The sequence below is a fragment of the Planotetraspora mira genome (genome assembly GCF_016863275.1).
In the GTDB taxonomy this organism is placed as follows: Bacteria; Actinomycetota; Actinomycetes; order Streptosporangiales; family Streptosporangiaceae; genus Planotetraspora; species Planotetraspora mira.
The window spans coordinates 106,110-131,069 of record NZ_BOOO01000019.1 but is presented as its reverse complement, the minus strand read 5'-3'; the positions used below and the strand labels follow the sequence as shown (position 1 = coordinate 131,069).

Below are 24,960 nucleotides of genomic sequence, written 5' to 3'. Positions count from 1 at the left end.
TGCGGTCCCGGGCCTCTGACGGGTCGTCTACCGGACGTTCAGCGGGCCGCACCGCAGAGCGGACAGGTCGACGGCGTCGGCCATCGCCCGCATGCCCGTGTCGTTCGGGTGGAGATGATCGCCGCTGTCGAACGACGGCAGCATCCGGTGCTGGTCGCATGGATCGCGCATGACCTTGTCGAGATCGCTCACGGCGTCGAACTCGCCGCCGGTCCGGATCCATTCGTTGACGCTCTGGCGCACGGCCTCGCCGGCGGCGTCGTACTCGTACCAGCCCTGGTACGGCAGCACGGTCGCGCCGACGACCCACTTGCCCGCCGCATGGGCCCGATCGATGATCTGCCGATAGCCGGCGATCATGTCGTCCACCGTGACGCCGGTGTGGGCCTTGATGTCGTTGATGCCTTCGAGCAGGAACACCGTGCTGACGCCGGGCTGGGAGAGCACGTCACGCTGCAGTCTGTTCAGCGCGGCCTGGCCGGCGCCGTCCGCGAGCACCTTGTTGCCCGAGATGCCCTCGTTCGCTACTCCTTTCACCGTGATGCCGGACGCGGCCTGGAGCCGCCGGGAGAGATGGTCGGGCCAGCGGCGGTTCCGGTCCGCGGTCGACGCCCATCCGTCGGTGATGGAGTCGCCGAGGGTCACCACCGAGCTGATCGCCGTGGACGTCTCCACACTGATGGCGTCCAGCCAGTGCCAGGAGCCGATCGGGTCGGTCCAGTTGGCCGCGCCCTCCTCGGCGGTGTGGTCGCCCGCGGCCGCGTAGGAGGTCTGCATGGCCATGCCGTGACCGGTCGTCGGTCCCTGGGCGCCCGTCACATACAGGCTGATGACCAGATCGCTCTGGGCGGCCAGCTCCCCGGGCAGCGGATCGCTGAGCACGGTCTCACCCGCCGGGACGGTGACGGACGCGGCCCCGCCGAAAGCCAGCCGGCGATTGGTGTCGCGAACCAGCTCCGCGCCCTGCTTCCGCAGCCCCGCGTACGCGCTCGCGAAGGTCACCGGGTGCTCGCCGAAGGCGTTGGACACCCGGATGCGCATGTCCGTGCCGCCGACGCTGGTGCGCACGATCATCCGGTAGCCGCGGTCGGCCGGCCCGGCGTCCTGCCGCTCGGCACTGGCGCCCCAGGTCACCACGGAATGCCTGGTCCGTTCCACCGTGGTCGCCGACCGCGCCCGCTGTCGAGTGAGGTGCACCGGGCCCGCCCCCATCAGAGGCTCCTCAGCGTGACGGACTCACCGGGCTCGAGGTCGATCCGCCGCGAGGCGCCGCCGGCGAGGACGGTGGTGCTGCGGCCGCCGACGCTCTTCAGCGTCGCCTGGGTGACCTCGCCGTCCTTCCACGTGAGGTCGGCGACGAAGCCCCCGCGGACGCCCACGCCGGACACCGAACCGGAGGCCGCCCAGGCGGCGGGCAGCGCGGGCAGCAGTTCGACGTGGCCGGGCCGGGAGTAGACCAGCATCTCGACGACCGCGGCGAAGGTGCCGAGGTTCGCGTCGATCTGGAAGATGCCGCGGCCCGGGTCGGTCTCGTAGATGTCGAAGAGGTTCATCGCGGTGCCGTTGCCGCCGTTCGTCGACGGCTTCAGGTTGGTGACGAGAAGCCGGTACGCCTTCTCCGCGTTCTTCAGCCGGGCCCAGCACAGGCTTCGCCACGCGTTGGCCCAGCCGTAGCTGTCCATTCCTCGCGCGGTGAGCAGCACGGTCGCTCCGGCGACGACGTCCTTCGAAGTGGAGCCGTCCGGGCGGATCCGGTCGCCGGGGAACAGACCGATCAGCGGGGAGAGGTGCCGGTGGCCGGCCTCACCGAGGTCGTCGGGCGACATCCACTCCTCCAGCCGGCCGGTCGTGGGGCTGACCACCGGCAGATACAGTCGGCCGCGGAGATCGTCGATGGCGTCGGCGTAGCCGGCGTCCCGTCCGAGCACCTGGGTGGCGGTGCGGTAGTTCGTGAACAGGGCCCACACCAGTTCCTGGGCGTAGGTGTTGCCCATGGCGTCCTGCGGGCCGTGTTCGGGCGACCAGTCACCGTCGGCGATCAGGACCTCGCGCTCGGCACCGGACGCGTCGGTGACGGTCGCGCTGACGAGGCGGGTCTCCCAGAACTCCACGGCGCCCTTGATGACCGGGTAGACCTTCGCCAGATAGGCGTGGTCCAGGGTGTACTCGTAGTGCTCGAACAGGTTCTGGCAGAGCCACGCGTTGCCGGCCGGATGCCACCACCAGCCGCTTCCGCCGAAGGGGTTGGTGGAGAAGCCGACGGCCCAACCGGCGATCCTGCCGCTGGAGTTGCGGAACCTGCTGGCCGGGTCGTTGAACAGCCGCCGGGTGACATCCGTCCAGCACGGCAGCTGCGCGACGCAGTAGTCCGCGAAGGCGTCGAAGCAGTCGGACAGCCCGCCACGGTCGGCCGGCCAGTAGTTCATCTGGATGTTGATGTCGGTGTGGTAGTCGCCCATCCAGTCCGGGTCGTTGTCGTCCAGCCACGGACCCTGCAGGCCCATCGGCAGGCCGCCCCGCGATCCGGAGATCATCAGATAACGACCGAACTGCAGGTATGCGGCCTCGAGTTCCGGGTCGGGGACGTCGTCCCGGTGGCGCGCCTGCGTCCGTTCCCAGGTGTCCAGTTCGCGTTGCGTGACGGACGAAGTTCCGAGGTCGATGCCGAACTGCTCGAACACCGGCCGGAAGTCGGCGACGTGGCTGCGCAACAGATCGTGGGCGGACTTCTGGGTCAGCGCCCCGGCCCTTGTCCGGGCCAGGCGCTCGGGATCCACGGACGGGTCGCGGAACCCGGTGGTCGAGTCTGGGGCGTAATCGGTGCCACCGGTGACGACGACGGTGAGATCCCGGCAGTCGGTGAAGGAGATCGACGTGCCGTCGACCGCGATCTCGCCGGTGCCGCTGTACGCGGTGACCGCGGCGCCGTACCGCAGGCCGTTGGCGAGGGAGGCGCCGAACGACGAGGAACGGCCCGCGCCGTCGACGGTGGTGGACTCGCCGTGGGCGCCCGTCAGGGAGACCGTGCCGGTGTACGCGCCGTGGCCCTGCTGGGAGAAGTGCAGAACGAGGGCGTCGTCGGGGCGGCTGGCGAAGATCTGCCGCCGGTAGGTGACACCGTCGAGGTCGTACACGGCGGTGACCAGACCCTGGGCCAGGTCGAGGGTGCGGCGGTAGTCGCCGACGCCGCCGAGGTCGTGACCGGGGATGTCGACGGCGAGCGTGGCCAGCATGGTCAGGGAGCCGAAGTCGTCCCGGCCGTAGGGGAGCTGGCCGTCGCTCTGCGGCGTGTCGTTGAGACCCCCGGTCCACAGGGTGGCATCAGTGATCATCAGGAGTTCGCGGGCGGGATCGTTGCTCACGAGCGCCCCGAGGCGCCCGTTCCCGATGGGCAGTCCCTGCTCGATCATGGAGGTGGCGGAGCCGGGCGCCCGCCACCAGAGCTGGTGCTTGGCGGCCTCGTCCACCGTGAGCAGGGGCGACTCGGTGTTCCGGATATCCACTTCGATGCTCCAACTGGGGGTCCGGCAGACGCGGCCCGGCGGGATCGCCGGACCGCGCCGGGTACGTCAGGGGGCTGCGGTGCGCGAGGGGTGGTGCCCGTTGCGATGGGGCCGACCGGCCGGGCTCAGGGAGCCACGAGCGACTGGATGCTCACCGCGGCCGCCCCGCGTGCCCACTCTTCGAAGGGCAGCGGGCGGATGGACAGCGGGCACTCGACGGCGGCGCCGAACGCCTGCCGCTCGAAGCCCGCGCGGATGTGTTTTTCGAACAGGTCGTAGGCGGCGAGTCCCTCGCCGGAGACGACGATCCTGGCCGGGCCGACCAGGTTGGCGACCGCCGCGATGCCGAGCCCGATCGCGTCGCCCCCGCGGGCGAAGATGGCGCCGATCTTCTCGTCGCCGCCGCGGGCGAGGCTCACCGCGTCGTCGATGGTGAGTTCAGGGCGGCCGGTGGACTCCCTGGCCTGCCGCACGATGGCGGGTGTGCCGGCGATCGCCTCCACGCAGCCGCGGCCGCCGCAGTGGCAGGTGGGGCCGGTGGCGTCGACCCCGATGTGGCCGATCTCCCCGGCCACGCCGTGCGAGCCGGAGACCAGCCGGCCGTTGACGACCAGGCCGCACCCGATGCCCGTCCCGACGGTGACGAGGGCGAACGACTCGGCGCCCACGCCCTCGCCGAACCAGTGTTCGGCCGTGGTCAGCGCCTTCACGTCGTTCTCCACCGTGACGGTGAGCCCGGTGACCTCCGCCGCGCGCTCACGCAGCGGCACGTTGTGCCATTGGAGGAACGGGGAGTAGCGGACCAGGCCGGTGGTGCGGTCCACGTCGCCGGAGACGGCGAGTCCCAGTCGGCGGGCGCGGGCCCGGTGGCCGCCGGGGCCGTCGAGCAGTTCGTCGACGAGGAGGCCGAGTTCGGTGAGGACGGCCTCGACGCCCAGGTCGGCCAGCGGCCGGTGGGCCGACACCCGCACATCCGCGCAGAGATCGCAGACCACGCCGATCAGCTCGTCGCCGGTGATCTTCACGCCGACGAAGAACTCGCGGTCAGCCTGGATCGCGAGCGGACTCGCCGGCCGTCCCGCGCCCGGTCCCGTCCGCTCGGTCGCGGCCAACTCCTGCAGGTAGCCCATCTCGATGAGCGGCCGCGCGGCCTTGGTGACGGCGGCGGAGGACAGCCCGAGCCGGTGTGCGAGGCTGACCCGGCTCAGGGGGCCTTCGGTCAGCACCGCCGTGAAAACGGCTGTCGCCGCCGGGGTCTCCGTGAGAGCGCCTGCGCCGATCTCGGTAACCATGGTCCGAAACGTAGGCGTAATAATTTCCTTCGTCAAGTATTGATTCGCGCGCCGGGCAAGTCCTACGCTCAGCGGCACTCACCGGCCTGTCCGCCCGATCTAGAGGATCAGATGCACTCCGTGCTGTTCCACCCCGACCACCGCCTGTGGCTGTTGCGCGGCCCTACCTCGGCGTATGCCATCCGGCTCGCCGAGGACGACAGCGTACGGAACGTCCACTGGGGTGCCGTGCTGACGCTCGACCAGGCGGTCACGCTGGCCGAGCGCGTGTCACCGGCGGCGAGCAGTTTCGAGGCGGTGGCCGGCGTGGACGAACTGGCGGTGGAGGGCGGCGCCCGCTTCGGGCCGCCCAGCCTCGTCGTGCGGTTCGCCGACGGCACCCGCGGAGTTCAGTGGCGCTACGAGGGCCACGATGTCGACGGCGGCCACCTGCGCATCCACCTGCGCGATCGGCACTATCCGCTGCACGTGACCCTGAACTACCGGGTGCACGGCGACAGCGACGTGATCGAGCGGTGGACGAACATCGAGAACCGCGACGACCAGGCCCCGGTCACGGTGCTGCGCTGCGACTCCGCCGCCTGGGCGGCGCCGCACCGGACGCACTACCGGATGAGCCACCTCGTCGGCGGCTGGAACAGCGAGTTCCAGGTCCGGCGGACCGACGTCCCCGTGGCCGAGACGGTCCTGACCAGTCGGCGCGGCATGACGAGCCACCACGCCAACCCCTGGCTGGCCGTCGACGACGGCACCGCGGGCGAGGACCACGGCGAGGTCTGGAGCACCGCGCTCGCCTGGAGCGGAAGCTGGCGGATCACCCTGCACCGGGACCCCGTCGGCCGGACCACGTGGACGGGCGGATTCGGCCACGAGGGTCTCACCTGGTCGCTGGCGCCCGGCGAGGCGCTGGAGACTCCCGTCTTCGCCGGCCTCTACACGCCGGACGGGTTCGGGGCGGCCAGCCGCGCCTGGCACGGACACGTCCGCGGGCAGGTGCTGTCCCACCCGGACGAGACGCGGCCCGTGCTCTACAACTCCTGGGAGGCGACCGGGTTCGACGTCGACGAGGCCGGCCAGATGGCCCTGGCGGCGCGCGCCGCTAGTCTCGGCGTCGAACTGTTCGTCATGGACGACGGCTGGTTCGGCGCCCGCAGCAGCGAACGGGCCGGCCTCGGGGACTGGGAGCCGAACCCGGCCCGATTCCCGTCCGGGCTCGGCCCGCTCGCGGCCGAGGTGCGCCGGCTCGGCATGCGCTTCGGGATCTGGGTGGAGCCCGAGATGGTCAATCCCGACAGCGACCTCTACCGGGCCCATCCGGACTGGGTCCTGCACATGGCCAACCGCGACCGGACCGAGATGCGCCACCAACTGGTGCTCAACCTCGCCCGGCAGGACACCGCCGAGTGGACCCACGCCTGGCTGGACCGGCTGGTCGCCGACCACGACATCGACTTCCTCAAGTGGGACGCCAACCGCCCGTTCACCGAGGCCGGCTGGCCGGGCAGCGGCGATCCCGAACGGCTGTGGATCGACCAGACGCGGGCGGTCTACCGGATCATGGACCGGCTCCGGGCCGACCACCCGGGCCTGCGCATCGAGGCGTGCTCCGGCGGAGGCGGCCGGGCCGATCTGGGCATCCTGGCCCGCACCGACCAGGTGTGGGTGTCGGACAACACCGACCCCGTCGACCGGATCGGCATCCAGCACGGGTTCAGCCAGCTCTACCCGGCCCAGGTCATGAGCGCCTGGGTCACCGACAGCCCCAACCCGGCCACCGCCCGGCTGACCCCCCTGCGCTTCCGTTTCCACGTCGCCATGGCCGGTGTCCCCGGCATCGGCGGCGACCTCACCACGTGGACCGAGGAGGAGCTGAAGGAGAGCGCCGAGTTGGTCGCCGCGTACAAGCGCATCCGGCCGGTCGTCCAGCACGGCGCGCAGCACCGGCTGCGCGGTGACGGGACGCTGACCGGCGTGGAGTACGTCCGCGACGACGACCACGTGGTGCTCGCCTGGTGCCCCACCCGTGCGTTCGGCCACGCGCCGGCGCCGCTGCGCCTGGCCGCCGTACGGCCGGAGGCGGTGTACCGGGACCTGGACACCGGGGCGACGTACCCGGGCGCCGTGTTGCTCCAGTCGGGCCTGCCCCTCTGCCTGCCGCGGGGCGACCACGCCAGCACGCTCGTCCGGCTGCGGAGGGTGCACTAGGCCGGTGTTCAGGCCGCCGGAAGGCGCAGCTCGATCAAGCCGCCTTGTGAAGGCTTCGCGGTCAGGCCGCCGCCCGCCGCGTCGGCCAGGCGGCGCGCCAGCGCCAGTCCCAGGCCCGCGCCCTCTCCGGGGCTCGCGGCGCTTCCCTGGGTTCCCGGCCTGAGCACGGAGTCGACTTCCGCGGGATCGAACCCCGGTCCGTCGTCGGCGACGGAGAACACCACGTCGTTCTCCTGACGGGACACCCCCAGCACGATGGCCGTGCGACCGTATCGCACGGCGTTGTCGAGCAGGGGCTGGAGTATGCGCAGCACCACGTCCCGATCGCACGCGACGACCGGGTTCGCCGAGCCGTCCAGGTCGAGCCGGACGTCGAGGCCGACGGCGCCGCAGGAGTGCAGGGCCTCGGCCGCCACCTCGGCGGCCGTACACGTGCCGGTGGAGGGGTCGATGCTCTGCTGCGCCAGCCCGATCAGGGTCTCGAGGACATCGGCCATCCGGTCGGTTCCTTCGAGGACCTGCCGGAGCGCGGTGCGCAGGTGCTCGGGCGGACGGTCTTGGCGGAGTGCGATCTCGGTCTCCAGCCTCAGCTGGGTGAGTGGGGTGCGCAATTCGTGGGCGATCTCCGCGGTGACCCGCTTTTCGTGGCGAAGCGCAGCGGACAGCCGGGCGAGCAGGCTGTCCAGCGTCGAGGCCAGGCCGGTCAGCTCGTCACGAGGCGGCCCGAGCCCGAATCTCCGATCGAGGTCCCGTTCCGACCACATGGCGGCCTGGGTGGTCATCTGCGCGACCGGCCGGAGTGCGTGCAGCACGGTGCGGCGGATGAAGAACGCGCCGATGCCGAGGACCAGCGCGTCGAAGACCAGAGCGCCGATCAGCGCGGTGCGTTCGGCGTCCTCGTAGGGAGCCAGGGACAGGGCGGCCACCACCGTCGCCTTCGGCGTCCGGGGGTCACGCAGGTGCAGGGCCAGGATCCGCGTATCGGCGGGGACATCGCGGATCGTGGTCTGCGGCGATGTGCTGAGAGTGCGCGCGGCGCGGTACAGCGGGCTCGATCTGGATGGCCCGCTGACCAGGGCGCCGTTGACGTCGAACACCCACACGCCGTTGTCGAGCGCCTCGTCGAAGGGAGTGTCGGCCAGCGTGAGCCTCCCTTGCCGGGTCGTCACGTTCGCCGCCGCGGCTTCGGCACGCGTGCGCAGGACGCCGTTGGCGTCCTTCTCCAGCCGCCAGGACAGCACGGAGTAGAACCCGGCCGTCAGCGCCGCGAGAGCGACCGCCAGCGTGGCCGTCGCGGTGATGACGAGCCGGTTGCGGATCACGTGATCGAATATCCGACGCCGCGGACCGTGGTGAGCAGCCCGGCCTGACCGATGTCGGTGAGCTTGCGGCGAAGCCGCACGATGTAGGCGTCCAGGGTGTTGTCGTGCACCATGGCACCCGGCGGCCAGGCCGCGTTGATGAGCGAATGACGTCGCACGACCTCGCCTCGGCGGGCCAGCAGAGTCGCCAGGATGCGGAACTCCGTCGGCGTGAGCGCGATCGCCCGATCCTCGTGACGCAGCGTGTGGGCGGCCGGGTCGAGATGCAGTCCCACAGGGGCGGGTCGCGGTGCGCCGCCGCGCCGGAGCAGGGCCCGCAGGCGGAGGACCAGCTCATCGAAATGAAACGGCTTGGGCAGGTAGTCGTCGGCGCCGGAGTGGAATCCCGCGAGCCGGTCGGTGATTCCTCCTCGAGCGGTGAGGAAGAGCACCGGCGCCTGGACGCCACGTGACCGCATCGCCAGACAGAGATCACGGCCGTCCACGTCGGGAAGACCGATGTCCACGATGAAGACCTCCGGCGTCGAATCGTCGATGCGGCGCAGCAGGTCGGCCCCGGTGGAAACGCAGACGGGAACCTCGAACCCCTCCTCCCGCAGGCCGCGACTGAGCACCTGACGCAGGCCGGGATCGTCCTCGACGATGGCGACGCTGGGAGCCAAGAGAGCGCCTCCCCTCATGCGGCTGTTGGTCCGGCTCGCCAGATTACGCGATGGGCCGGGGCCTTCAGGAGGGACATCGTCGCACGTGGCGACGTGTGTGACGTAGTCAGGTTGAGTTCAGGTGGGGCATGTCAGCCTGGCGCGATGATGACTCCTGAACGACGAGCGGTCTCCTCGCCGGCGAGGCAGGCCCTCAACAAGGTCCCATCCATCACGATCTATTTCTGGATCATCAAGATCCTCTGCACGACCGTCGGGGAGACCGCGGCCGACTTCCTCAGCTCCACGCTGAATCTCGGGCTGACCAACACCACTTACGTCATGGCAGCGCTGCTGGCCGTCTTCCTCTACTTCCAGTTCCGCGGCCGGAGCTATGTGCCGTCGATCTACTGGGTCACCGTGGTCCTGATCAGCGTCGTGGGCACGCTGATCACCGACAACCTGACGGACGGCTTCGGGGTGTCACTCGAGACCACCACCGTCATCTTCGGCGTCGCGTTGATCGCGACCTTCGCCGCCTGGTACGCCAGTGAGCGGACTCTGTCCATCCACACCATCCACACCGCCAGGCGCGAGAGCTTCTACTGGCTGGCCATCCTGTTCACCTTCGCGTTGGGGACCGCGGCGGGCGACCTCGTCGCCGAGCGCATGAACATGGGTTACCTCCTGTCGGCCGTGATGTTCGGCGCCCTGATCGGGATCGTCGCCCTCGCGTACGGGGTGGCGAAGGTCAACACCGTCCTGACCTTCTGGATCGCCTACATCCTCACCCGGCCGCTGGGAGCGTCGATCGGCGACTACCTGTCACAGCCGGGCGACGAGGGCGGTCTGGCTCTGGGGACCGTCGTCACCAGCCTGCTGTTCCTGATCGCCATCGTGGGCTTCGTGCTGTACCTGACCACCAGCAGGCGCGATCAGGACGGACCGCACGTCCTCGCCGCGGCGCACGGTCCGGCCGCACGACTCGCAAGCACACGCGGCGCAGCCGACGGCCGGCATCAGGGGAGATGAGCGGTGCCGGAACGTGTACGCCGCTGGTTGCTGGGCTCCGGGGCGCACTGGCTGCGCTGGGCCGCGCTGCGGTTGCTCGGCCTGGCCAACGTGTGGCGGGCGCGCCGCACCCCGGCCGCGAGCGCGGACGTCGTCCGCATTCTGCTGTTCCACGCGTTCGGGATGGGCGGAACCATTCGCACGGTGCTCAATCTGTCCGGCCACCTCGCGCAGGGGCGGCATGTCGAGATCATCAGTGTGGTCCGCACTCGGGACCGGCCGTTCTTCGACGTCCCGCCGGGGGTCGAGGTGTCCACCCTGGACGATCGCACGCGAGAGAAGACCGGAGTCGCCGGACTGCTGGCACGGCTGCCCAGCGTGCTGGTGCCCACCACCGAGCCGGTCTACCGGAGTTGCTCCCTGTGGACCGACGTGTTGCTGGTGCGCTGCCTACGTGGTCTGCGGGGCGGCACGCTGATCACGACACGGCCCGCCCTGAACCTGTTCGCCGCGGCCTTCGCCCCGCCGGAGGTGATCACCATCGGTCAGGAGCACCGTCACCTGGCCGCGCACAAGCTCGCACTGCGCAAGGTCATCACGCGCCGGTACGGCAGGCTCGACGCGCTGGTCACATTGACGGAACCCGATCGGGATCGGTACGCGGCGCTGCTCCCGCACCTGCCGCTCGCCTGCATTCCCAACGCACTGCCCGCACTCGGCGGGGGACGCGCCTCGTTGGAGGGCCGATCGGCTGTCGCAATCGGGCGCCTCGACCGAGTCAAGGGATTCGACCTGCTGATCGCGGCCTGGCGGATGGTCGCCGACCGGCACCCGGAATGGAACCTGCGGATCTTCGGGTCGGGCCCCTGGCTGGGCGGGCTGGCCGCGCAGATCGAGGAGGCGGGTCTGGAGGACAAGGTGTTCCTGATGGGACGGACCGATCGGGTCGGCGAGGAGTTGTGCAGGGCGGGGATGTTCGTCCTCAGCTCTCGTTCCGAAGGCAGGCCGATGGTCCTGCTCGAAGCGATGAGCAAGGGACTGCCGGTCGTCGCGTTCGACTGCCCGACAGGGCCCGCTGAGATGATCGACGACCGGGTGGACGGCCGGCTGGTCCCGGCGGAGGATGTCGAAGGGCTCGCCCGTACGATCTGCGACCTCATCGAGGATGATCAGGCTCGACGCGAACTCGGAGCCGCGGCCATCCGCACGGCTGCCGCGTATGACCTCTCCGTCATCGGCCGGGAATGGGACCACCTGCTGGACGGACTGGTAGAAGTCCGGAACCGGAGGGCCAGGCAGACAGTCGCCGAACCGGCGTCGATCTCCGAAGCGCCACGCGCCTCGGCCCTCCGCTCCGAGATGCCGGCGGAGAGTCGGCCACGGTGAGGTCACCCGTATCTCCTGCGGGCTGGAAGAAATGCGGATGATCGCGCTCGCCGTCGGCGTCGCGCTGCTGGGCTCGCTGTTCTTCGCACTTGGAGCCGCGTTGCAGCAACATGAGGCTGCCCGCTCCGCCGAGCCTCGTCTCCGTGTGCTCCTTCGCCGGCCGCTGTGGCTGGCCGGCGGCGCGGCCGGCGTCGTGGGGGCCACCCTGCACATATTCGCGCTGAGCATCGGCCCGTTGACTCTGGTGCAGCCGATGGGGATGGCCGGCCTGCTGTTCGCCCTGCCGATCGCCGCCGCATTGCACGGCCGCAGCCCCAGACGTGAGGAACTCGTCGCCGCGTTGCCGGTGTGCATCGGGCTGATGGGGCTCGTGCTCCTCGTCCCCCGGACCGCCCAGACCCCGCAGCTGACGGAATCGGGCGCGGTCATGATGCTCGCGGGAACCGCTCTCGCCGCCGCGGCCTGCTTCGGAATCGCCCAGCGCTCGGCGGGCGCGGCCCGCACCGCCCTGTTCGCGGTCGCGGCCGGAGTCATGTACGGCGCCACCGCGACGCTCACCCACGTCCTGGTCGAAGGACCGGGCGGCGACCTGTGGCTTCTCGCCGTCGTTCCCCTTCCGGCGGTGTCGGCGCTGATGTTGCTCCAGCGCGCCTACGCCGCCCCGGCCCGGCCGAACGCGTCGAGAACTCGGGATTCGCGAGAGGAACTCGGGGGCGGCCATTTCGCCGTGGCGTTCGCCACGCTCCAAGTGACCGATCCGCTCACTGCCGTGACCTGGGGCGCCTTACTCCTCGGCGAGCCTCTGCCGTCCCACGCCACCGCTGCTCTCGTGGCCGCGCTGCTGGCCGCAGCCGGAACCGTCGCGCTCGCCCGAACCACCCCGCTGAACAGACAAGCGCCCTGACAAGGATCGAAACTGATGAACGCCTTTCCCCTCGACGCCGTCCCTTCGCCAACGACTGACGGACTGGACACGGTCATGCCGGCCGGGAGCCGGGCCGCGGCCAGGTGCCGTACCGTCCTGATCGCCACCGACACCTACCCGCCCGACGTCAACGGCGCCGCCTATTTCAGCCACCGCCTGGCGAGCGGCCTGGTCGCGCGCGGCACACAGGTGCATGTGGTGTGCGCCTCCGATGAGGGCTCGCCGCGGACCGACATCATGGATGGGGTCGTGGTCCACCGCCTGCGCTCGGCGCCCCTGCTCGTCCACCCCACGATGCGGGTCACCGTTCCCGCGGGGCTGGGCCGTACCCTCCTGCGCCTGATCGGCCGGGTGCGGCCGCAGGTCGTGCACGTCCAGGGACACTTCGTCGTCGGCAGGGCGGCGATCGAGGCGGCTCGCCGGGCGGGCCTGCCCGTAGCGGCCACCAACCATTTCATGCCGGACAATATGTTCCAGTTCGCCGGTATTCCGGCTCGGCTTCGCGGGCGCGTGGGTGACCTGGTCTGGCATGACTTCAGGCGAGTTTTCGCCCGAGCTGACCGTGTCACCACTCCCACCCGTATCGCGGCGGAGTTGCTGTCCGCCAAGGGGTTCACCCGTGAGGTGGAGGCGGTCTCCTGCGGGGTCGACCTGCACCGGTTCCAGCCGCAGCCCCAGCAGTGGGCGCGGCAGCGGTTCGAACTGGAGGACCGGCCGACCATTTTGTTCGTGGGCCGCCTCGATGAGGAGAAACGCCTGGACGAGCTGGTCTGGGCCCTTCCGCAGGTGCTGAACCGCGTAGACGCGCAGATCGTGTTCGTCGGGACCGGGGGAAGGCGGCCGGCTCTGGAGCGGCTGGCGGCGCGGATCGGAGTCGGCGGGCGCGTGCGCTTCCTCGGCTTCGTCCCCGACGCCGCTCTGCCGCAGGTGTACTCCGCCGCCGACGTGTTCGCCATGCCCGGCGTCGCCGAGTTGCAGAGCATCGCGACGTTGGAGGCGATGGCCAGCGGTCTTCCCGTGGTCGCGGCCCGCGCCATGGCGTTGCCGCATCTCGTGGCGGACAACGGCCGTCTCTACCGGCCGGGCGACGTCAGGGAGCTGGCCGGGCATCTGACCGCCATCCTGACCTCCGCCGACCTCCGTGCTTCGATGGCCAAGGCCAGCCTCGCTCTGGCCGCCACCCACGACCACCGGCGCTCCCTCGCCCGCTTCGAGGAGATCTACGCGGAGCTCATCGCGTGAGGTCATCGCGTGCCGGCCGGCGCGATGCCGGTGAGCCGTCCGGCTGAGTGCCCGGACATCGCAGACCGCGCCCGGTGATCCCTGGAAGCCGAACGGCGTCGTGATCCGGGAACGGCCGGCTCCCCCGAATGGGGGATCGGCCGCCCCGCTCCGGCGCGATGCGCGAGCAGTGCCCGGCCGGGACCGTGGAGGAGTCATCCCCACGTCCCCGGAGGGCAGACTCCATGAAGATCCGCAGAGCGGCCCCGTTGCTGCTCGCACCCGTTTTGGCCGCTTGCGCGGCCACCTCCACGCCGGGCGCGACCGCCTCGCCGAGCCCCGGCGCCTCCGCCGTCCTCGCGGTGTACAGGGAGCTCGCCACCTGTCTGCGGCAGCACGGCGTGCCGAACTTCCCCGACCCGGTCGTGGACGCCCAGGGGAACGTCCAGGAGGTCTCCTCCATGCAGATCCCCGCGAGCGCGAAGAACGCGTGCGCGTCCATCGCCGCCCGGCTGCCGGCGGAGGGCAGGGAGCGGACGTACACCGCCGCCGAAATGGCCAAGCTCAGACAGCTCGCCCAATGCTTCCGCGACCACGGCATCGCCGACTGGCCCGACCCCAACGCCAGAGGCGAGTTCCCCCTGCCGAAGCGGCTGCTGGATCTGGGCAAACGCGGATGGCGCGACCAGCTCCCCCTGTGCAGGCAGTACTTCGTCGGCAGAGGCATCGCCATCGTCGAGGCGGGGTCCTGATGAACCGGCCGATCGCGGTGCTGGCAGGGGTCGTCGTGCTGGCGGGCACGGGCGGCGCCTGGGCCGTGCTCCGCAACGATCCCCCGCCGGCCTCCGCCGCACCCGTCGCCACCGGCACCGCCCCGGTCGTCCGCACCGACATCGCGCAACGGCAGATGGTCAACGGCACGCTGGCGTATGAGGGCGAATACCAGGTGCTCGGGTCCGGCGCGGTGGTCACCCGGCTGCCCGCCGTCGGCAGCACGATCACCAGAGGCCAGACGCTCTACGAGGCCGCCGGCCGCCGGGTCCCCCTCCTGTACGGCTCCCGCCCGGCATGGCGGACGCTCACGCTCGGGGTGGCCGACGGCGCCGACGTGCGGCAGTTGGAGGTGAACCTGCGTGCGCTCGGATACACCGGGTTGACGGTGGACCGGCACTACTCCCTGGCGACCTATCACGCCGTCCGCAGGTGGCAGCACGACGCACACCTTCCGGTGACCGGAACCGTCCCCCTCGGCCAGGTCGTGTTCCTTCCTGTCGCGCTCCGGGTGACGGGACACGACGCGAAACTCGGCGCGCCCGCGGGTGGTCCGGTGCTGCACGGCACGAGCAGGGTCCCGATCGTCTCGGTCCGGCTCGATCCCGCCCAGGTGCCGAGTGTGAGGCGGGGCGCCCAGGTGCAGGTCACGCTGCCCGACGGCGGCACACGTGACGGCCGTGTGACGGTCGTCAGCCCGGTGGCGTCCACGTCAGGTGGGCCGGACGGGCCGGACGGGCAGGCGCAGTCGACGGTGCCGGTCACGATCCGGCTGTCGGGCCGTCCGGGGAACACGCTCGACCAGGCGCTGGTCCAGGTCTCCCTCATCATGGAGGAGCGCAAGGACGTGCTCGCCGTGCCCATCGTCGCTCTGCTGGCCAGGCCGGGCGGGACGTTCGCCGTCGTCGCGGCGGGCCGCCCGGTCCCCGTGCAGGTCGGGCTGTTCGACGAGTCCGCGGGCCTGGTCGAGGTCACCGGCGTCGCCGAAGGCATGAGCGTGGAGGTGCCCGCCCGATGAAAACGAGCGCAGTCCTGGAGCTACGCGACGTCTGGAAGGTCCATCCGGGGGAGCCCCCGGTGGAGTCGGTCAGAGGGATCGGCCTGACCGTCGAAGCGGGAGAGATGGTCGCGGTCCTCGGGCCCTCGGGGTCGGGCAAGTCCACCCTGCTCCATCTCATGGCCGCGATCGACCTCCCTACCTCCGGTTCGGTGCGCCTGGCCGGGCACGCCGTACAGAATCTGGGGGAGCGCGGGCTCGCGGGCCTGCGGGCCCATCACGTGGGAGTCGTCTTCCAGCAGTTCTTCCTGCTGGACAACCTCACTGCGGTGGAGAACGTCGCCACGGGGCTGCTCTACCGGGGCGTGGGAGCCGGGGCCCGGCGCGAGCGGGCGCGAGAGGCGCTGCGGCGCGTGGGTCTCGGCCACCGTCTCGGGCATCGCACGGCGAAGCTCTCCGGCGGAGAGCGTCAACGGGTCGCGATCGCCCGCGCTCTCGTCGGGAACCCGGCGATCGTCTTCGCCGACGAGCCGACCGGCAATCTGGACTCCGCCAACGGCGCGGAGATCGTCACGCTCCTTCGCGAGCTCAACGCCCAAGGGACCACGCTCGTGATCGTCACCCACGACCAGGGCGTGGCCGCGGCCTGTGCGCGCCGGATCGAACTCCGCGACGGGCAAGTGGTCGACCCGGCCGCCCGGGAGGCCGTCCGATGACGCCCGACGACGCCGTGACGACCCCGCCGCGATCGCGGGTGCGCTCCGCCGACCTGCTCGCCACCGGGACCCTGGGTCTGCGGACCCGGCGACTGCGGGCCGTGCTGTCCGGGCTGGGCATCGCGATCGGCATCGCCGCCATCGTGGCGGTGGCCGGAGTGACCCGATCCAGCCAGGCCGCCCTGCTCGCCCAGATCGACAGGCTCGGCACCAACCTGCTCACCGTCTCCAGCGGAACGGGCTTCGCCGACAGAGAGCGCGAACTCCCCGCGGAGGCCACGCGGATGTTGCGCCGGGTCGACGGCGTGCTCGCCGTCGCGCCGACCGCGCAACTGCCCACCGAGAACGTCTACCGCAACCAACTGGTCCCCGAAGGTCAGACCGGCGGCCTCGCCGTACGGGCCGCCGACGCGTCGCTGCCGGCCACCCTCGACGGGCGCCTGAGCCAGGGCAGGTTCCTCGACGCGGCCACGGCCGCCTACCCGGTCACCGTGCTCGGGCACGAGGCGGCCACGACGCTCGGGATCACCAGAGTCGACCCCGGCACGCGGGTGTGGCTCGGCGGCCACTGGTTCACCGTCGCCGGAATCCTCGAGGCGTTCCCGTTCGCCCCCGAAGTGGACAGGTCGGCGCTGATCGGGTTCCCCGTCGCGCGGTCGATGTTCGGGTACGAAGGTCACCCGAGCCGCCTCTACGTCCGCGCGGGACATGAGCGGGTGACCGAGGTCTCGGCGTTGCTCGGGGTGACGGCGAACCCGACGAACCCCGATCAGGTGGAGGTGACCCGTCCTTCGGACGCGCTCACCGCCCGTGTGGCCGTGGCCCAGTCGTCCGCCGTGTTGTTCCTCGGGCTCGGCGCCATCGCGCTGCTCGTGGCGGGCATCGGGATCGCCAACATCATGGTGATCTCGGTCCTGGAGCGGCGCGCCGAGATCGGGCTGCGGCGCGCGCTCGGGGCGACCAAGGCGCACGTCGCGGGCCAGTTCCTCGCCGAGTCGCTGGTGCTCGGCGCGTTCGGGGGCGCGGCGGGCGTGCTGATCGGCTGCGCGGTCACGGCGGCGCTGGCGCGCAACCGGGGCTGGATCACGCAGATCCCGGTGGAGGCGCTGTGGGGAGGCCCGCTGGTCGCCGTCCTCGTCGGTGGGATCGCGGGACTCTACCCCGCATTCCGCGCCGCCCGCCTCGCGCCGGCCGAGACGCTGCGGACGGGCTGAGATCGGACGGGAATCAGGTCTCCGTCAGCTGTCCAGGGCCTCGTCCAGCCGGATGAGGCCCTGCTGCAACCCGAAGATGGCCGCCTGGGTCCGATCGGCGAGGCCGAGCTTGGCCAGGATGCTGGAAACGTGGGTCTTCACCGTCTCCCTGCCGAGCCTGAGGGAACGGGCGATCTCCGCGTTGGAGCGGCCCCGCGCGAGCTCGGCGAGCACCTCGCGCTCGCGCGGGGTGAGGAGGTCCATCGGGTTCCTGCGGCGGTCCTGCCGTACCCGCTCGATGAGCAGGGCCGCGGTGCCCGCCTCCAGGACGCTGCCGCCCACCGCGGCCGCCCGCACGGCCTCCACCACCCGGTCCACCGCCGTGGTCTTCGACAGATAGGACAGCGCGCCCAGCCGGACGGCCTCGATCACCCGTTCGTCATCGAGGAAGGAGGCCAAGACGATCACCGCCGGACCGCCCGCCAGTTCCCGGAGAACCGCGAGCCCGTCCATGCCCGGCATGACCATGTCCAGCAGCACCACGTCCGGCCGGAGCGCAGGGATCGCCGCCAGCGCGTGGGCGCCGTCGGCACACTCGCCGACCACTTCGATGCCGTCCTCCTGCCCCAGCACGAACCGGAGGCCCTGCCGTACGACCTCGTGGTCGTCGACGATCAGCACCCGGATCACGTCTGCTCCCCGGTGCTCATGAGGACGGGTGCGCCTGTCCGGTACGGCGGCTCCGCCGAGGCGGAAGGCAGCGAGGCGGCGACCGTCGTGCCCTGGCCGGGTGCCGTGCACAGGTCGAACGTGCCGTGCAACTCCTCGACGCGTTCGCGCATGAGCCGCAGGCCCATCCCGTGGTTCACGGCCACCGCGGACGGGTCGAAACCCGCGCCGTCGTCACTGATCTCCACCCGCACGGTTCCCCCCTCCCGGGCCAGCCGTACCCGCACCAGACCCGGATCGGCGTGTTTGATCGCGTTGCTGAACGCCTCCTGGACCAGGCGCAGAACCGCGTGCTCCGCCGCGGGCGCGAGCGGGACCTCGTCGAGCCGCGTCTCCACTCCCAGGCCGAGCCGTGTCTCGTAGGCCCGGCAGAGCTCCTCGATCGCGGGCACGAGACCGGCGTCCTCCAGCGCGACCGGCCGCAACTCCAGCAGGAGGGCCTGCATCTCCCGCATGGCCCTGGTCGCGGTCCGCTCCATCGACTCGGCCTCGCCCTGGAGCCGATCCGGCGCCGCGCGCCGCATCCCCGCCGCCAGGAGGCTCAGCGAGAACAGGTCCTGGGAGATCGAGTCGTGCAACTCGCGGGCGATCCGTCCCCGCTCCGCCTGCCGCGCCTCGGCCTGCCCCGCCCTCCGCTCGGCCTGCAGCGCCGACTCCAGCCGCTCGGTCATCCGGTTGAACGACTCCTCGAGCCGGCCCACCTCGTCTCCCTCGGTCACCGGGACACGCGGACGGAAGTCGCCCTGGGTGACCGCGCCGGTGACGTCCGCCAGACGCCGCACCCGCCCGATCAGCCGCCGCGTGCTCAGCAGCCCGAAGATCAGGCCTACCGGCACGACCAGGATCAGCACCAGGGCACCGGGTGCGAGCACGCGCAACAGGTAGTCGGGCACGTCGGCTGCCTCGCCGAAACCGGAGGGCGCCTGCACGTAGACGTATCCGACGATCTTGTACTTGGCCGCCGCGTCCGTCTCCGTGCCGGCGGGCGGCGAGCCTGGAGGGTAGAGCAGCACTGGACTCGACCACCAGGTCGCGTCTCCCACGCGGGTCTTCCCCCTGCCCCCGCCGCCCTCCGGGAGGAGACGCACGTCGAGCGGGGAGTCCGGGGGGTAGGCGCCGTTCGCGGAGCTGGTGACGACCCGCCCGCCCACGTCGACCAGGGCCTCGATGGGCTGGTCCGCCGCCTTGCCGTCGATGACGGTGATCGGCACGCCCTTCGGGTCCGCCCTTGCCCCGCTGAGTGAGATCTGCCCGCTTGCCACCTTCTTGGCCATGAGGAGCAGGTTCTTCATAGGTGCGGCGGGGGCGTCCGCGTTGAGGTTGCTGACGGTGAGGCTGAGGATCTTCGCGTCACGGTTCGCCTGGGCCTGGAGGCGGTTCTGGAGACCGGGGTCGCCGACGATCGACGGCACGTAGACACCGAGCAGCACCGACTCGACCACCAGCACGGCCGCCGCCGTCACGAGCACATACGAGGCGGCCATGCGGCGCCTGAGTCCCATATCGGCAGCGTAATGTTCTGGTTCGCCGCGATCCTCCCCCTAGAGGGGGACCATCTCTGATACCCGGCAAGGGCGCGGAAGAGGAGCGGCGTCCCCCTTGCCGGGGCATGACCCGTCAGGTCAGCGACTCGCCACGCTCGAGCATGGCGATCTGGTCCAACCGCTGCTGGTGCCGGCCGCCCTTGAACTGGGTGTTGAACCACAGGTCGACAATCTCCTCGGCGCGTTCCGGGCCGAGGACCTTGGCGCCGATGACGATCACATTGGCGTCGTTGTGGGCGCGGGAGATCTCCGTGGTGAACAGGTCATGACACAGCCCGGCGCGGATACCGCGGATCTTGTTGCAGGCGATCAGTTCGCCCATCCCGCTGCCACCCACCACCATCGCGCGGTCGGCGTGACCGTCGACGACCCGGCCGCAGACGTCCGCGCAGAGCGGCGGATAGTCCACCGTCACCCCGTCGGCGTGCGCGCCGCGGTCGTCGACCTCGTGACCCTGTGTGGTGAGCCGGACGATCAGTCGCGCTTTCAACGCAAGTCCATGGTGATCCGCCGCGATGGCTATCCGCATGCCGCCGCCCTCACTAACTGTCGCCTGGTCGGTTTACGTACATCGGTCCAAGAGCGGGAGTATTCCAAGGGGCCGGCCCGACATGCTCAACCGGTCAGATCCAGCGTCCGCTCCGCGAACAGCGACTCCACAGCGGGCCGCGTATCGAGGATGCGTTGGCTTACCGCATGCCCGATGAGCTCGTCGATGACAGTACGGTTCGGCGCTATGCCATAGGGCAGCGGGTCCGCGCCGGTGATCTCCATGACGCGCCGGTACATGAGATCCGTCGGTGTCGGTGCCTCGATCGCGTCACGGCGTAGCCGGTCGACGTACAGGTTCTTGGCCTCGACGAAGGCTTCGAACACATCCGTGGCCAAGCCGGGGTGCCCCGCGAGCAGGTCGTCCCGCACGACCACCAAATGGTTGATGGGGTAATGACCGCGGCGGCGGAGCGCCGCGAAGCCGGCCTCCGTTGCGTCGGGTATCAGTGGCAGGAGGTCGGGAGGGCTGGAACCGACGCCGACCGCGGCCGCGAGTTCGCCGGCGGCCACCAGGTCGGCGAGGCTCCCTCCCGGCTGCAGCGGCTCGACGTTTCCCGGGGGGCGGTACTCGGCGACGTGTTCGTCTCCGGAGGGTACCCAGGTCACCTTGCTGAGGTCGACGCCGTGCTCGTCCTGCAAGACACCGCGCGCCCACACGCCGGTCGTCACGGTGTATCCGCGATTGACGCCGACCTTTCGACCTTCGAGATCCTTCGGATCTCGGATGCCGGCCTCCGGGGCGCGCACGATGGCGCCGTGATGGAACCCGCGCACCAGGAAGATCGGCAGTGCCGTGAACGGCTTGCCATGCGCTTTGGCGCAGAGGTAAGTCGTCATCGCCATCTCGCAGACGTCGAATTCGAGCCCCCGGACCATCCGGCGGAAGGCGTCAACGAGAACCGGGACCTCCTCGAAGGCGAAGTCGAATCGCTTGGGAGTGACCGTGCCGTCCTTGAGGGCGCGGTTGTTCCCCTGGGTTCGGGTCACCGTCCGTAGCCGCATGCTCGGCATGTCCTCTCCCGCTCACCGACAGTCCGGAGCCTGCGCGCCGACGCTGCCCGGTGGCTCCGACTCGCGCCTTGTGAGATATTAGCAAATAATCAGACCATTTTCCCAATGGTGATGCGTTTCCCAATAGTGGTCGCGCGGGCTTGGTCTGGCACTCAGGATGACCAGGGATCGTTGCACTGTCAGGCGCCGCGATCTGCCGCATGGTTGCTGAGCGTATTGGTCAGACCATTCCTGGTAACATGAAGGTGCGGGACAACCCAAGATCGTGGAGGGACGCCGGTATGTCAGTGGGCCCATCGGATGGGACGCCGGGCGTCGGGGGGAAGGCTAACCTGTTCAGCCCGGTGAGCGTCGATCGCATCTCCGAGGTCATCGTGGAGCAGGTGCGGCTCCTGATAAGAGAGGCCAAGCTCGTCCCCGGCGACCGGCTGCCCAGCGAGCGCAGTCTGTGTACGCAGTTCGGCGTCAGCAGAGTGACGGTCCGCGAGGCTCTCCGGGTGCTCGAGGCCAGTGGGCTGGTGGAGATCCGCGTCGGGGCTCGAGGCGGCGCCTTCGTCACCCAGCCGTCCAGCGAACGCGTCGGGAAGGGGTTGGCTGAACTCATGACCTTGGCTTCGATGACCGCCGGCGACGTCACCGAGGCACGCATGGTCTTCGAGCTCGGCATCCTGCCGCTAGTGGTGGAGCGCGCCACCGAAGAGGACATCGCTGACCTGCGGGCCCTCGTCGAGCAGGGCCTGAACGCGCTGGAGAGCGGCTCTTACACCATGGCGATGTCGGCGGCATTCCACGTGCGGGTCGCCTCCGCCGCGCACAATCCGGCAATCGAGATGCTGGTGCAGACCTTCCACGGCCCTATGCTCATGTCGCTGCAACAGGCACATGTCGCCGCGCCGTTGATGGGTCCCCGGGGAGCGCACGAACACTTCGAGCTGGTCGAGGCGATCGAACAGCGGGATATCGAGCGAGCACGCAACATCATGACCCGGCACCTGCAGCGCACCGCCGACCGCCTGGCGGACTACCCGGGTCTGGCGAATCTGGCCAGCGAGGAGTAGTGATCGAGGTCGCGCCGGCCACGTCGGCGTACTTCGCCAAGCCATCGCCCGAATGTCGATCCGCGAGTGTTCAGAATGGGTCGCCGTCACACGTCGGTCGGTCGTGCCGGGGGTCCTGCTGGAAGAGGAGCGACTTTATCGTGACCGGTACGGTGTTCGACGGGAACCGTATCCGGCCGATGTCGATGTAGTCGAAATCGCGCAGGTTGAGACCGTCGATGACCAGGAGCTCGCCGGTGACCCCGAGCTCTTCCCGTAGCAGTCTGCCGAGCGTCATGGCCACGTCGCCGTCGAGCATGACATACACCGGCCGGTCCGGCGCGATCCGGTCCGCGAGGCCGTCGCGTAGGCCGCGCGCGAAGGATATGAGCCGGTCGTAGCTCGGCAGGCCGTTCCAGGACATGGCGAGGGCGACGTCGGCGCCGGTCTGCCCGACGTCGAGGGCGACGAGGTGGCGCTGGATCGCCGCCGCGATGGCCGCCGCGTCGACCGTCTCCCCGAGCTCGTAGTGCGGCCGTATCACCTGCAGGTTGCGGCGCGGGAGCAGCGCGTCGGGGTCGGTGATGTAGCCGGTGTTCCCGCTGAGCTGCACGCTGTACTCAGACGCGCCCAGGGCGGTCGCACGAATGCATTCGCCCGGCGGCAGGAGCGGGAACGGTAGCGCCCCGGAGTCGACCCGGCGGCGCAACGCCTGGCCGAGCCACCGGCCGAGGTCGCCGAAGGTGCCGCTCTCCCGGTCGTAGACGTACTCCGCGACCCCGCCCGAGAACATCACCCCGTCGATCGGCCCCGCCTCTGCCAAGCGCTCGGTGAGGTACAGCTCCGCGACGTCCTCGGGAAGCGGATCAGCGATGAGCACCGCGACGATCGCGTCCGCCATCATCTCCGCCACTTGCTGTAGCTCCTCCGGCCGGGCGACGTCGCCGAGCTCCCAGGCGTAACCGGCCCGGGCGGCGTGACGACGCCCGGCCGGATCGAGGCGGACGATGCGGTCCTGATCACTGACGACCAGGAGCCGGCCACCGATGTGGACCGCGGCCGTCGTCACGACCCGGCCGCGGTCCAGCACCGCGAGCTTCGTCGTCCCGCCCCCGATGTCGATGTTCAGGATGCGCAGCCCGGTGTCGTGCGACGCCTTCGCCGCACCCGAGCCGTAGGCGGCGAGCATCGCCTCCATGTTGTGGCCCGCGGTCGCGTTGACCAGCTCGCCCCCGCGCTCGGCCAGGACGCTCGCGATGGCCTCGGCGTTGCGGCGGCGCAGCGCCTCGCCGGTTAGTATCACGACGCCGGTGTCGACGTCGGGCGGGCGGACGTCCGCCGCGTCGTAGGCCTGGTCGATGATCGACCCCAGAGCCTCAGCGTCGATGTGCTCGGCGCTCGCGTACGGGGTGAGCGAGACCGGGGAACGGTACAGCGTCTGCCGGCGGACCACGATGTAACGGGTCGTCAGATCCTCGCCGATCCGCCGCAGGTGCAGGCGGGAGAAGAGGACCTGCGTGCCGGACGATCCGATGTCGATGCCCACGCTGTGCAGCGTGACGTTGTCCTGCTGCCAGATCGGGTTGTCCTCGATCGGGCTCAGCGCCTCGTCGTCGTGCGCGTGGTCGTGGTCCGGGACGTACGCCGAGTAGACCGCGGGCACGTCGCCGTGGTGGTGACCGCCACCACGGCCATCACCGTGGATGTGGTCGTGCGCACCGGTGTGCCTCACGGTCGTACTCCTCACGTGCGTCGGAACCAGGCCGTCGCCGCCGGGGCTACGGCTTCGGCGGCAGCGTCTCGAGCTCGGCCGCGTACACCTTGTCCATCCGCGGCTCGATGCCGTACTTGGCCAGGGCCTCGCGGAAGGTCTCGCGGACGTACGTCGACTCGTCGGCGTAGTCGATCTGGTCGCCGCCGACGCGCTGGCTGATCCACGCCTTAGGCACGCCCTGCGCGTTGCGCACCGACACCACCTCGTGCTTGAAGGCGAGGTAGCGGGCGGGCTCCAGGCCGACGTTGAAGTGCTGGTGGAACCACATGTTCGGCGGGACGATCAGCGTGCCGGGGCCCCACTCGTAGCGCCGCGGCTCCTCTCCTTCCGGCCACATCAGGCTGTATCCCGTGCCCGACAGGATGATGACGTGAGCGCCCGGGCCGTGGCGGTGCCCCTTCTTGTACGTCCCGACAGGGAACTGCGAGATGTGGCTGTTCATCGAGCCCTTGGCCATCGCGAAGCGGATGTGCCCACCGCCCGCGCCGCGTTCCTTCGCCTCGACCAGCGGCAGGTTGACCGCGTCGGCGACGAAGTTCGTGTCCAGGAGCAGACCCTTCTGCTCACCCTTGGGGGAGAAGTAGTCGGGCTCGCCGTCGAAGCGGTTCGGGAAGTCCTTGGGCGTGTTGAAGACAAAGTCGACGTTGTCGTAGAGGTTGAGGACCGGAGGCAGGTTGGTCGAGGAGACGAAACGCGCGGCCTTCTGCCCGGACCCGTTGAAGTGCTGGTGATGGGCGTTGAGCGGGATGGCGAACAGCGAGCCGGCCTGCCACTCGAACGTGACCTCGGCGCCGGCGTCGTTCCAGACCTTTGTGGACCCCTGCCCGTCGAGGATAAGGATCATCTCCTCGCACAGCTGCCGCTGCGGCGCGAGCTTGCCGCCCGCCGGGATCTCACAGACATAGCAGTCGTTCGACGTGCGGGTGGCCTCGTGGTTGATGAATACACCGCGCCCGCCTCGCCGTGCCCAGGGCTTGAGCTCCACCGTGCGCAGATCCGGGACGTAGTGGGCGGCGATGATGTCCAGCCCCTCGGCGGCGACCCAACGGGTGTAGGGCGAGTCCTTCTCGGTGACGAACTTCGCCGCCAATTCGTCTTTGACGAGCGCGTCCCTGGCCATTCAGCAGCCC

21 protein-coding genes are annotated in these 24,960 nt (G+C 70.4%); 10 read left to right on the top strand and 11 right to left on the bottom strand.

Annotated features, from left to right (window positions below; translation table 11 throughout):
• Positions 1–27 precede the first annotated feature (27 nt).
• From Pmi06nite_RS18640 to Pmi06nite_RS18630, 3 genes are all read right to left on the bottom strand, one after another.
• Positions 28–1,212: an SGNH/GDSL hydrolase family protein gene (locus Pmi06nite_RS18640; RefSeq protein ID WP_203954309.1), complete on the bottom strand. Its 1,185-nt coding sequence runs from the start codon at positions 1,210–1,212 to the stop codon at positions 28–30.
• The gene (locus tag Pmi06nite_RS18635; protein ID WP_203954308.1) at positions 1,212–3,503 is read right to left on the bottom strand and encodes a glycosyl hydrolase family 95 catalytic domain-containing protein; all 2,292 of its coding nucleotides are present in this window, start codon (positions 3,501–3,503) and stop codon (positions 1,212–1,214) included. The genes Pmi06nite_RS18640 and Pmi06nite_RS18635 overlap by 1 nt, the downstream gene beginning before the upstream one ends.
• Before the next feature lie 125 nt (positions 3,504–3,628).
• Positions 3,629–4,795: an ROK family protein gene (locus Pmi06nite_RS18630; protein ID WP_203954307.1), complete on the bottom strand. Its 1,167-nt coding sequence runs from the start codon at positions 4,793–4,795 to the stop codon at positions 3,629–3,631.
• 111 nt (positions 4,796–4,906) lie between these two features.
• On the opposite strand from Pmi06nite_RS18630, the gene Pmi06nite_RS18625 reads away from it, so the two are divergent.
• Positions 4,907–7,000, top strand: a complete 2,094-nt coding sequence (locus Pmi06nite_RS18625; protein ID WP_203954306.1) for an alpha-galactosidase — start codon at positions 4,907–4,909, stop codon at positions 6,998–7,000.
• 8 nt (positions 7,001–7,008) lie between these two features.
• Here the strand turns inward: Pmi06nite_RS18625 and Pmi06nite_RS18620 are convergent, their stop codons facing one another.
• Entirely contained in the window at positions 7,009–8,322 is a 1,314-nt protein-coding gene (locus Pmi06nite_RS18620; protein ID WP_203954305.1) for a sensor histidine kinase, read from the bottom strand.
• Positions 8,319–8,984 (bottom strand): response regulator transcription factor, encoded by a 666-nt coding sequence (locus Pmi06nite_RS18615; protein WP_203954304.1) that lies wholly within the window; start codon positions 8,982–8,984, stop codon positions 8,319–8,321. Before Pmi06nite_RS18615 ends, Pmi06nite_RS18620 begins: the two co-directional genes overlap by 4 nt.
• Before the next feature lie 144 nt (positions 8,985–9,128).
• Between Pmi06nite_RS18615 and Pmi06nite_RS18610 the strand changes: the two genes are divergently transcribed.
• From Pmi06nite_RS18610 to Pmi06nite_RS18575, 8 genes are all read left to right on the top strand, one after another.
• Entirely contained in the window at positions 9,129–9,995 is an 867-nt protein-coding gene (locus Pmi06nite_RS18610) for a COG4705 family protein (RefSeq protein WP_203954303.1), read from the top strand.
• A gap of 3 nt (positions 9,996–9,998) precedes the next feature.
• Positions 9,999–11,360, top strand: coding sequence for a glycosyltransferase family 4 protein (locus Pmi06nite_RS18605; protein ID WP_239114009.1), 1,362 nt, complete (start codon positions 9,999–10,001; stop codon positions 11,358–11,360).
• A 37-nt stretch (positions 11,361–11,397) separates the two neighbouring features.
• Positions 11,398–12,264 (top strand): DMT family protein, encoded by an 867-nt coding sequence (locus Pmi06nite_RS18600; RefSeq protein ID WP_203954302.1) that lies wholly within the window; start codon positions 11,398–11,400, stop codon positions 12,262–12,264.
• A gap of 75 nt (positions 12,265–12,339) precedes the next feature.
• Positions 12,340–13,527, top strand: coding sequence for a glycosyltransferase (locus tag Pmi06nite_RS18595; RefSeq protein ID WP_203954481.1), 1,188 nt, complete (start codon positions 12,340–12,342; stop codon positions 13,525–13,527).
• Between the two features lie 224 nt (positions 13,528–13,751).
• A complete protein-coding gene (locus Pmi06nite_RS18590) occupies positions 13,752–14,258 on the top strand; it encodes a hypothetical protein (RefSeq protein WP_203954301.1) in 507 nt (168 codons plus the stop codon).
• Positions 14,258–15,295 (top strand): peptidoglycan-binding protein, encoded by a 1,038-nt coding sequence (locus tag Pmi06nite_RS18585; protein WP_203954300.1) that lies wholly within the window; start codon positions 14,258–14,260, stop codon positions 15,293–15,295. Before Pmi06nite_RS18590 ends, Pmi06nite_RS18585 begins: the two co-directional genes overlap by 1 nt.
• Positions 15,292–15,990: an ABC transporter ATP-binding protein gene (locus tag Pmi06nite_RS18580; protein WP_203954299.1), complete on the top strand. Its 699-nt coding sequence runs from the start codon at positions 15,292–15,294 to the stop codon at positions 15,988–15,990. The genes Pmi06nite_RS18585 and Pmi06nite_RS18580 overlap by 4 nt, the downstream gene beginning before the upstream one ends.
• Positions 15,987–17,204, top strand: a complete 1,218-nt coding sequence (locus Pmi06nite_RS18575) for an ABC transporter permease (RefSeq protein WP_203954298.1) — start codon at positions 15,987–15,989, stop codon at positions 17,202–17,204. The genes Pmi06nite_RS18580 and Pmi06nite_RS18575 overlap by 4 nt, the downstream gene beginning before the upstream one ends.
• Before the next feature lie 24 nt (positions 17,205–17,228).
• Here Pmi06nite_RS18575 and Pmi06nite_RS18570 read toward each other — a convergent pair whose 3' ends face one another.
• From Pmi06nite_RS18570 to Pmi06nite_RS18555, 4 genes are all read right to left on the bottom strand, one after another.
• Positions 17,229–17,873 (bottom strand): response regulator transcription factor, encoded by a 645-nt coding sequence (locus tag Pmi06nite_RS18570; RefSeq protein ID WP_239114008.1) that lies wholly within the window; start codon positions 17,871–17,873, stop codon positions 17,229–17,231.
• Positions 17,870–19,414, bottom strand: coding sequence for a sensor histidine kinase (locus Pmi06nite_RS18565; protein ID WP_203954297.1), 1,545 nt, complete (start codon positions 19,412–19,414; stop codon positions 17,870–17,872). The genes Pmi06nite_RS18570 and Pmi06nite_RS18565 overlap by 4 nt, the downstream gene beginning before the upstream one ends.
• A 115-nt stretch (positions 19,415–19,529) precedes the next feature.
• Complete coding sequence (locus Pmi06nite_RS18560) at positions 19,530–19,985, bottom strand: RpiB/LacA/LacB family sugar-phosphate isomerase (RefSeq protein WP_275409582.1); 456 nt, start codon at positions 19,983–19,985, stop codon at positions 19,530–19,532.
• Positions 19,986–20,071: 86 nt separating this feature from the next.
• Entirely contained in the window at positions 20,072–21,019 is a 948-nt protein-coding gene (locus Pmi06nite_RS18555) for an ABC transporter substrate-binding protein (protein ID WP_203954295.1), read from the bottom strand.
• A gap of 344 nt (positions 21,020–21,363) precedes the next feature.
• Between Pmi06nite_RS18555 and Pmi06nite_RS18550 the strand changes: the two genes are divergently transcribed.
• Complete coding sequence (locus Pmi06nite_RS18550; protein ID WP_203954294.1) at positions 21,364–22,077, top strand: FadR/GntR family transcriptional regulator; 714 nt, start codon at positions 21,364–21,366, stop codon at positions 22,075–22,077.
• A gap of 70 nt (positions 22,078–22,147) precedes the next feature.
• Here the strand turns inward: Pmi06nite_RS18550 and Pmi06nite_RS18545 are convergent, their stop codons facing one another.
• Together Pmi06nite_RS18545 and Pmi06nite_RS18540 are read right to left on the bottom strand one after the other, a co-directional pair.
• Complete coding sequence (locus Pmi06nite_RS18545) at positions 22,148–23,788, bottom strand: ethanolamine ammonia-lyase reactivating factor EutA (RefSeq protein ID WP_203954293.1); 1,641 nt, start codon at positions 23,786–23,788, stop codon at positions 22,148–22,150.
• A 46-nt stretch (positions 23,789–23,834) separates the two neighbouring features.
• Positions 23,835–24,950, bottom strand: a complete 1,116-nt coding sequence (locus Pmi06nite_RS18540; protein WP_203954292.1) for a cupin domain-containing protein — start codon at positions 24,948–24,950, stop codon at positions 23,835–23,837.
• Between the last annotated feature and the right edge of the window lie 10 nt (positions 24,951–24,960).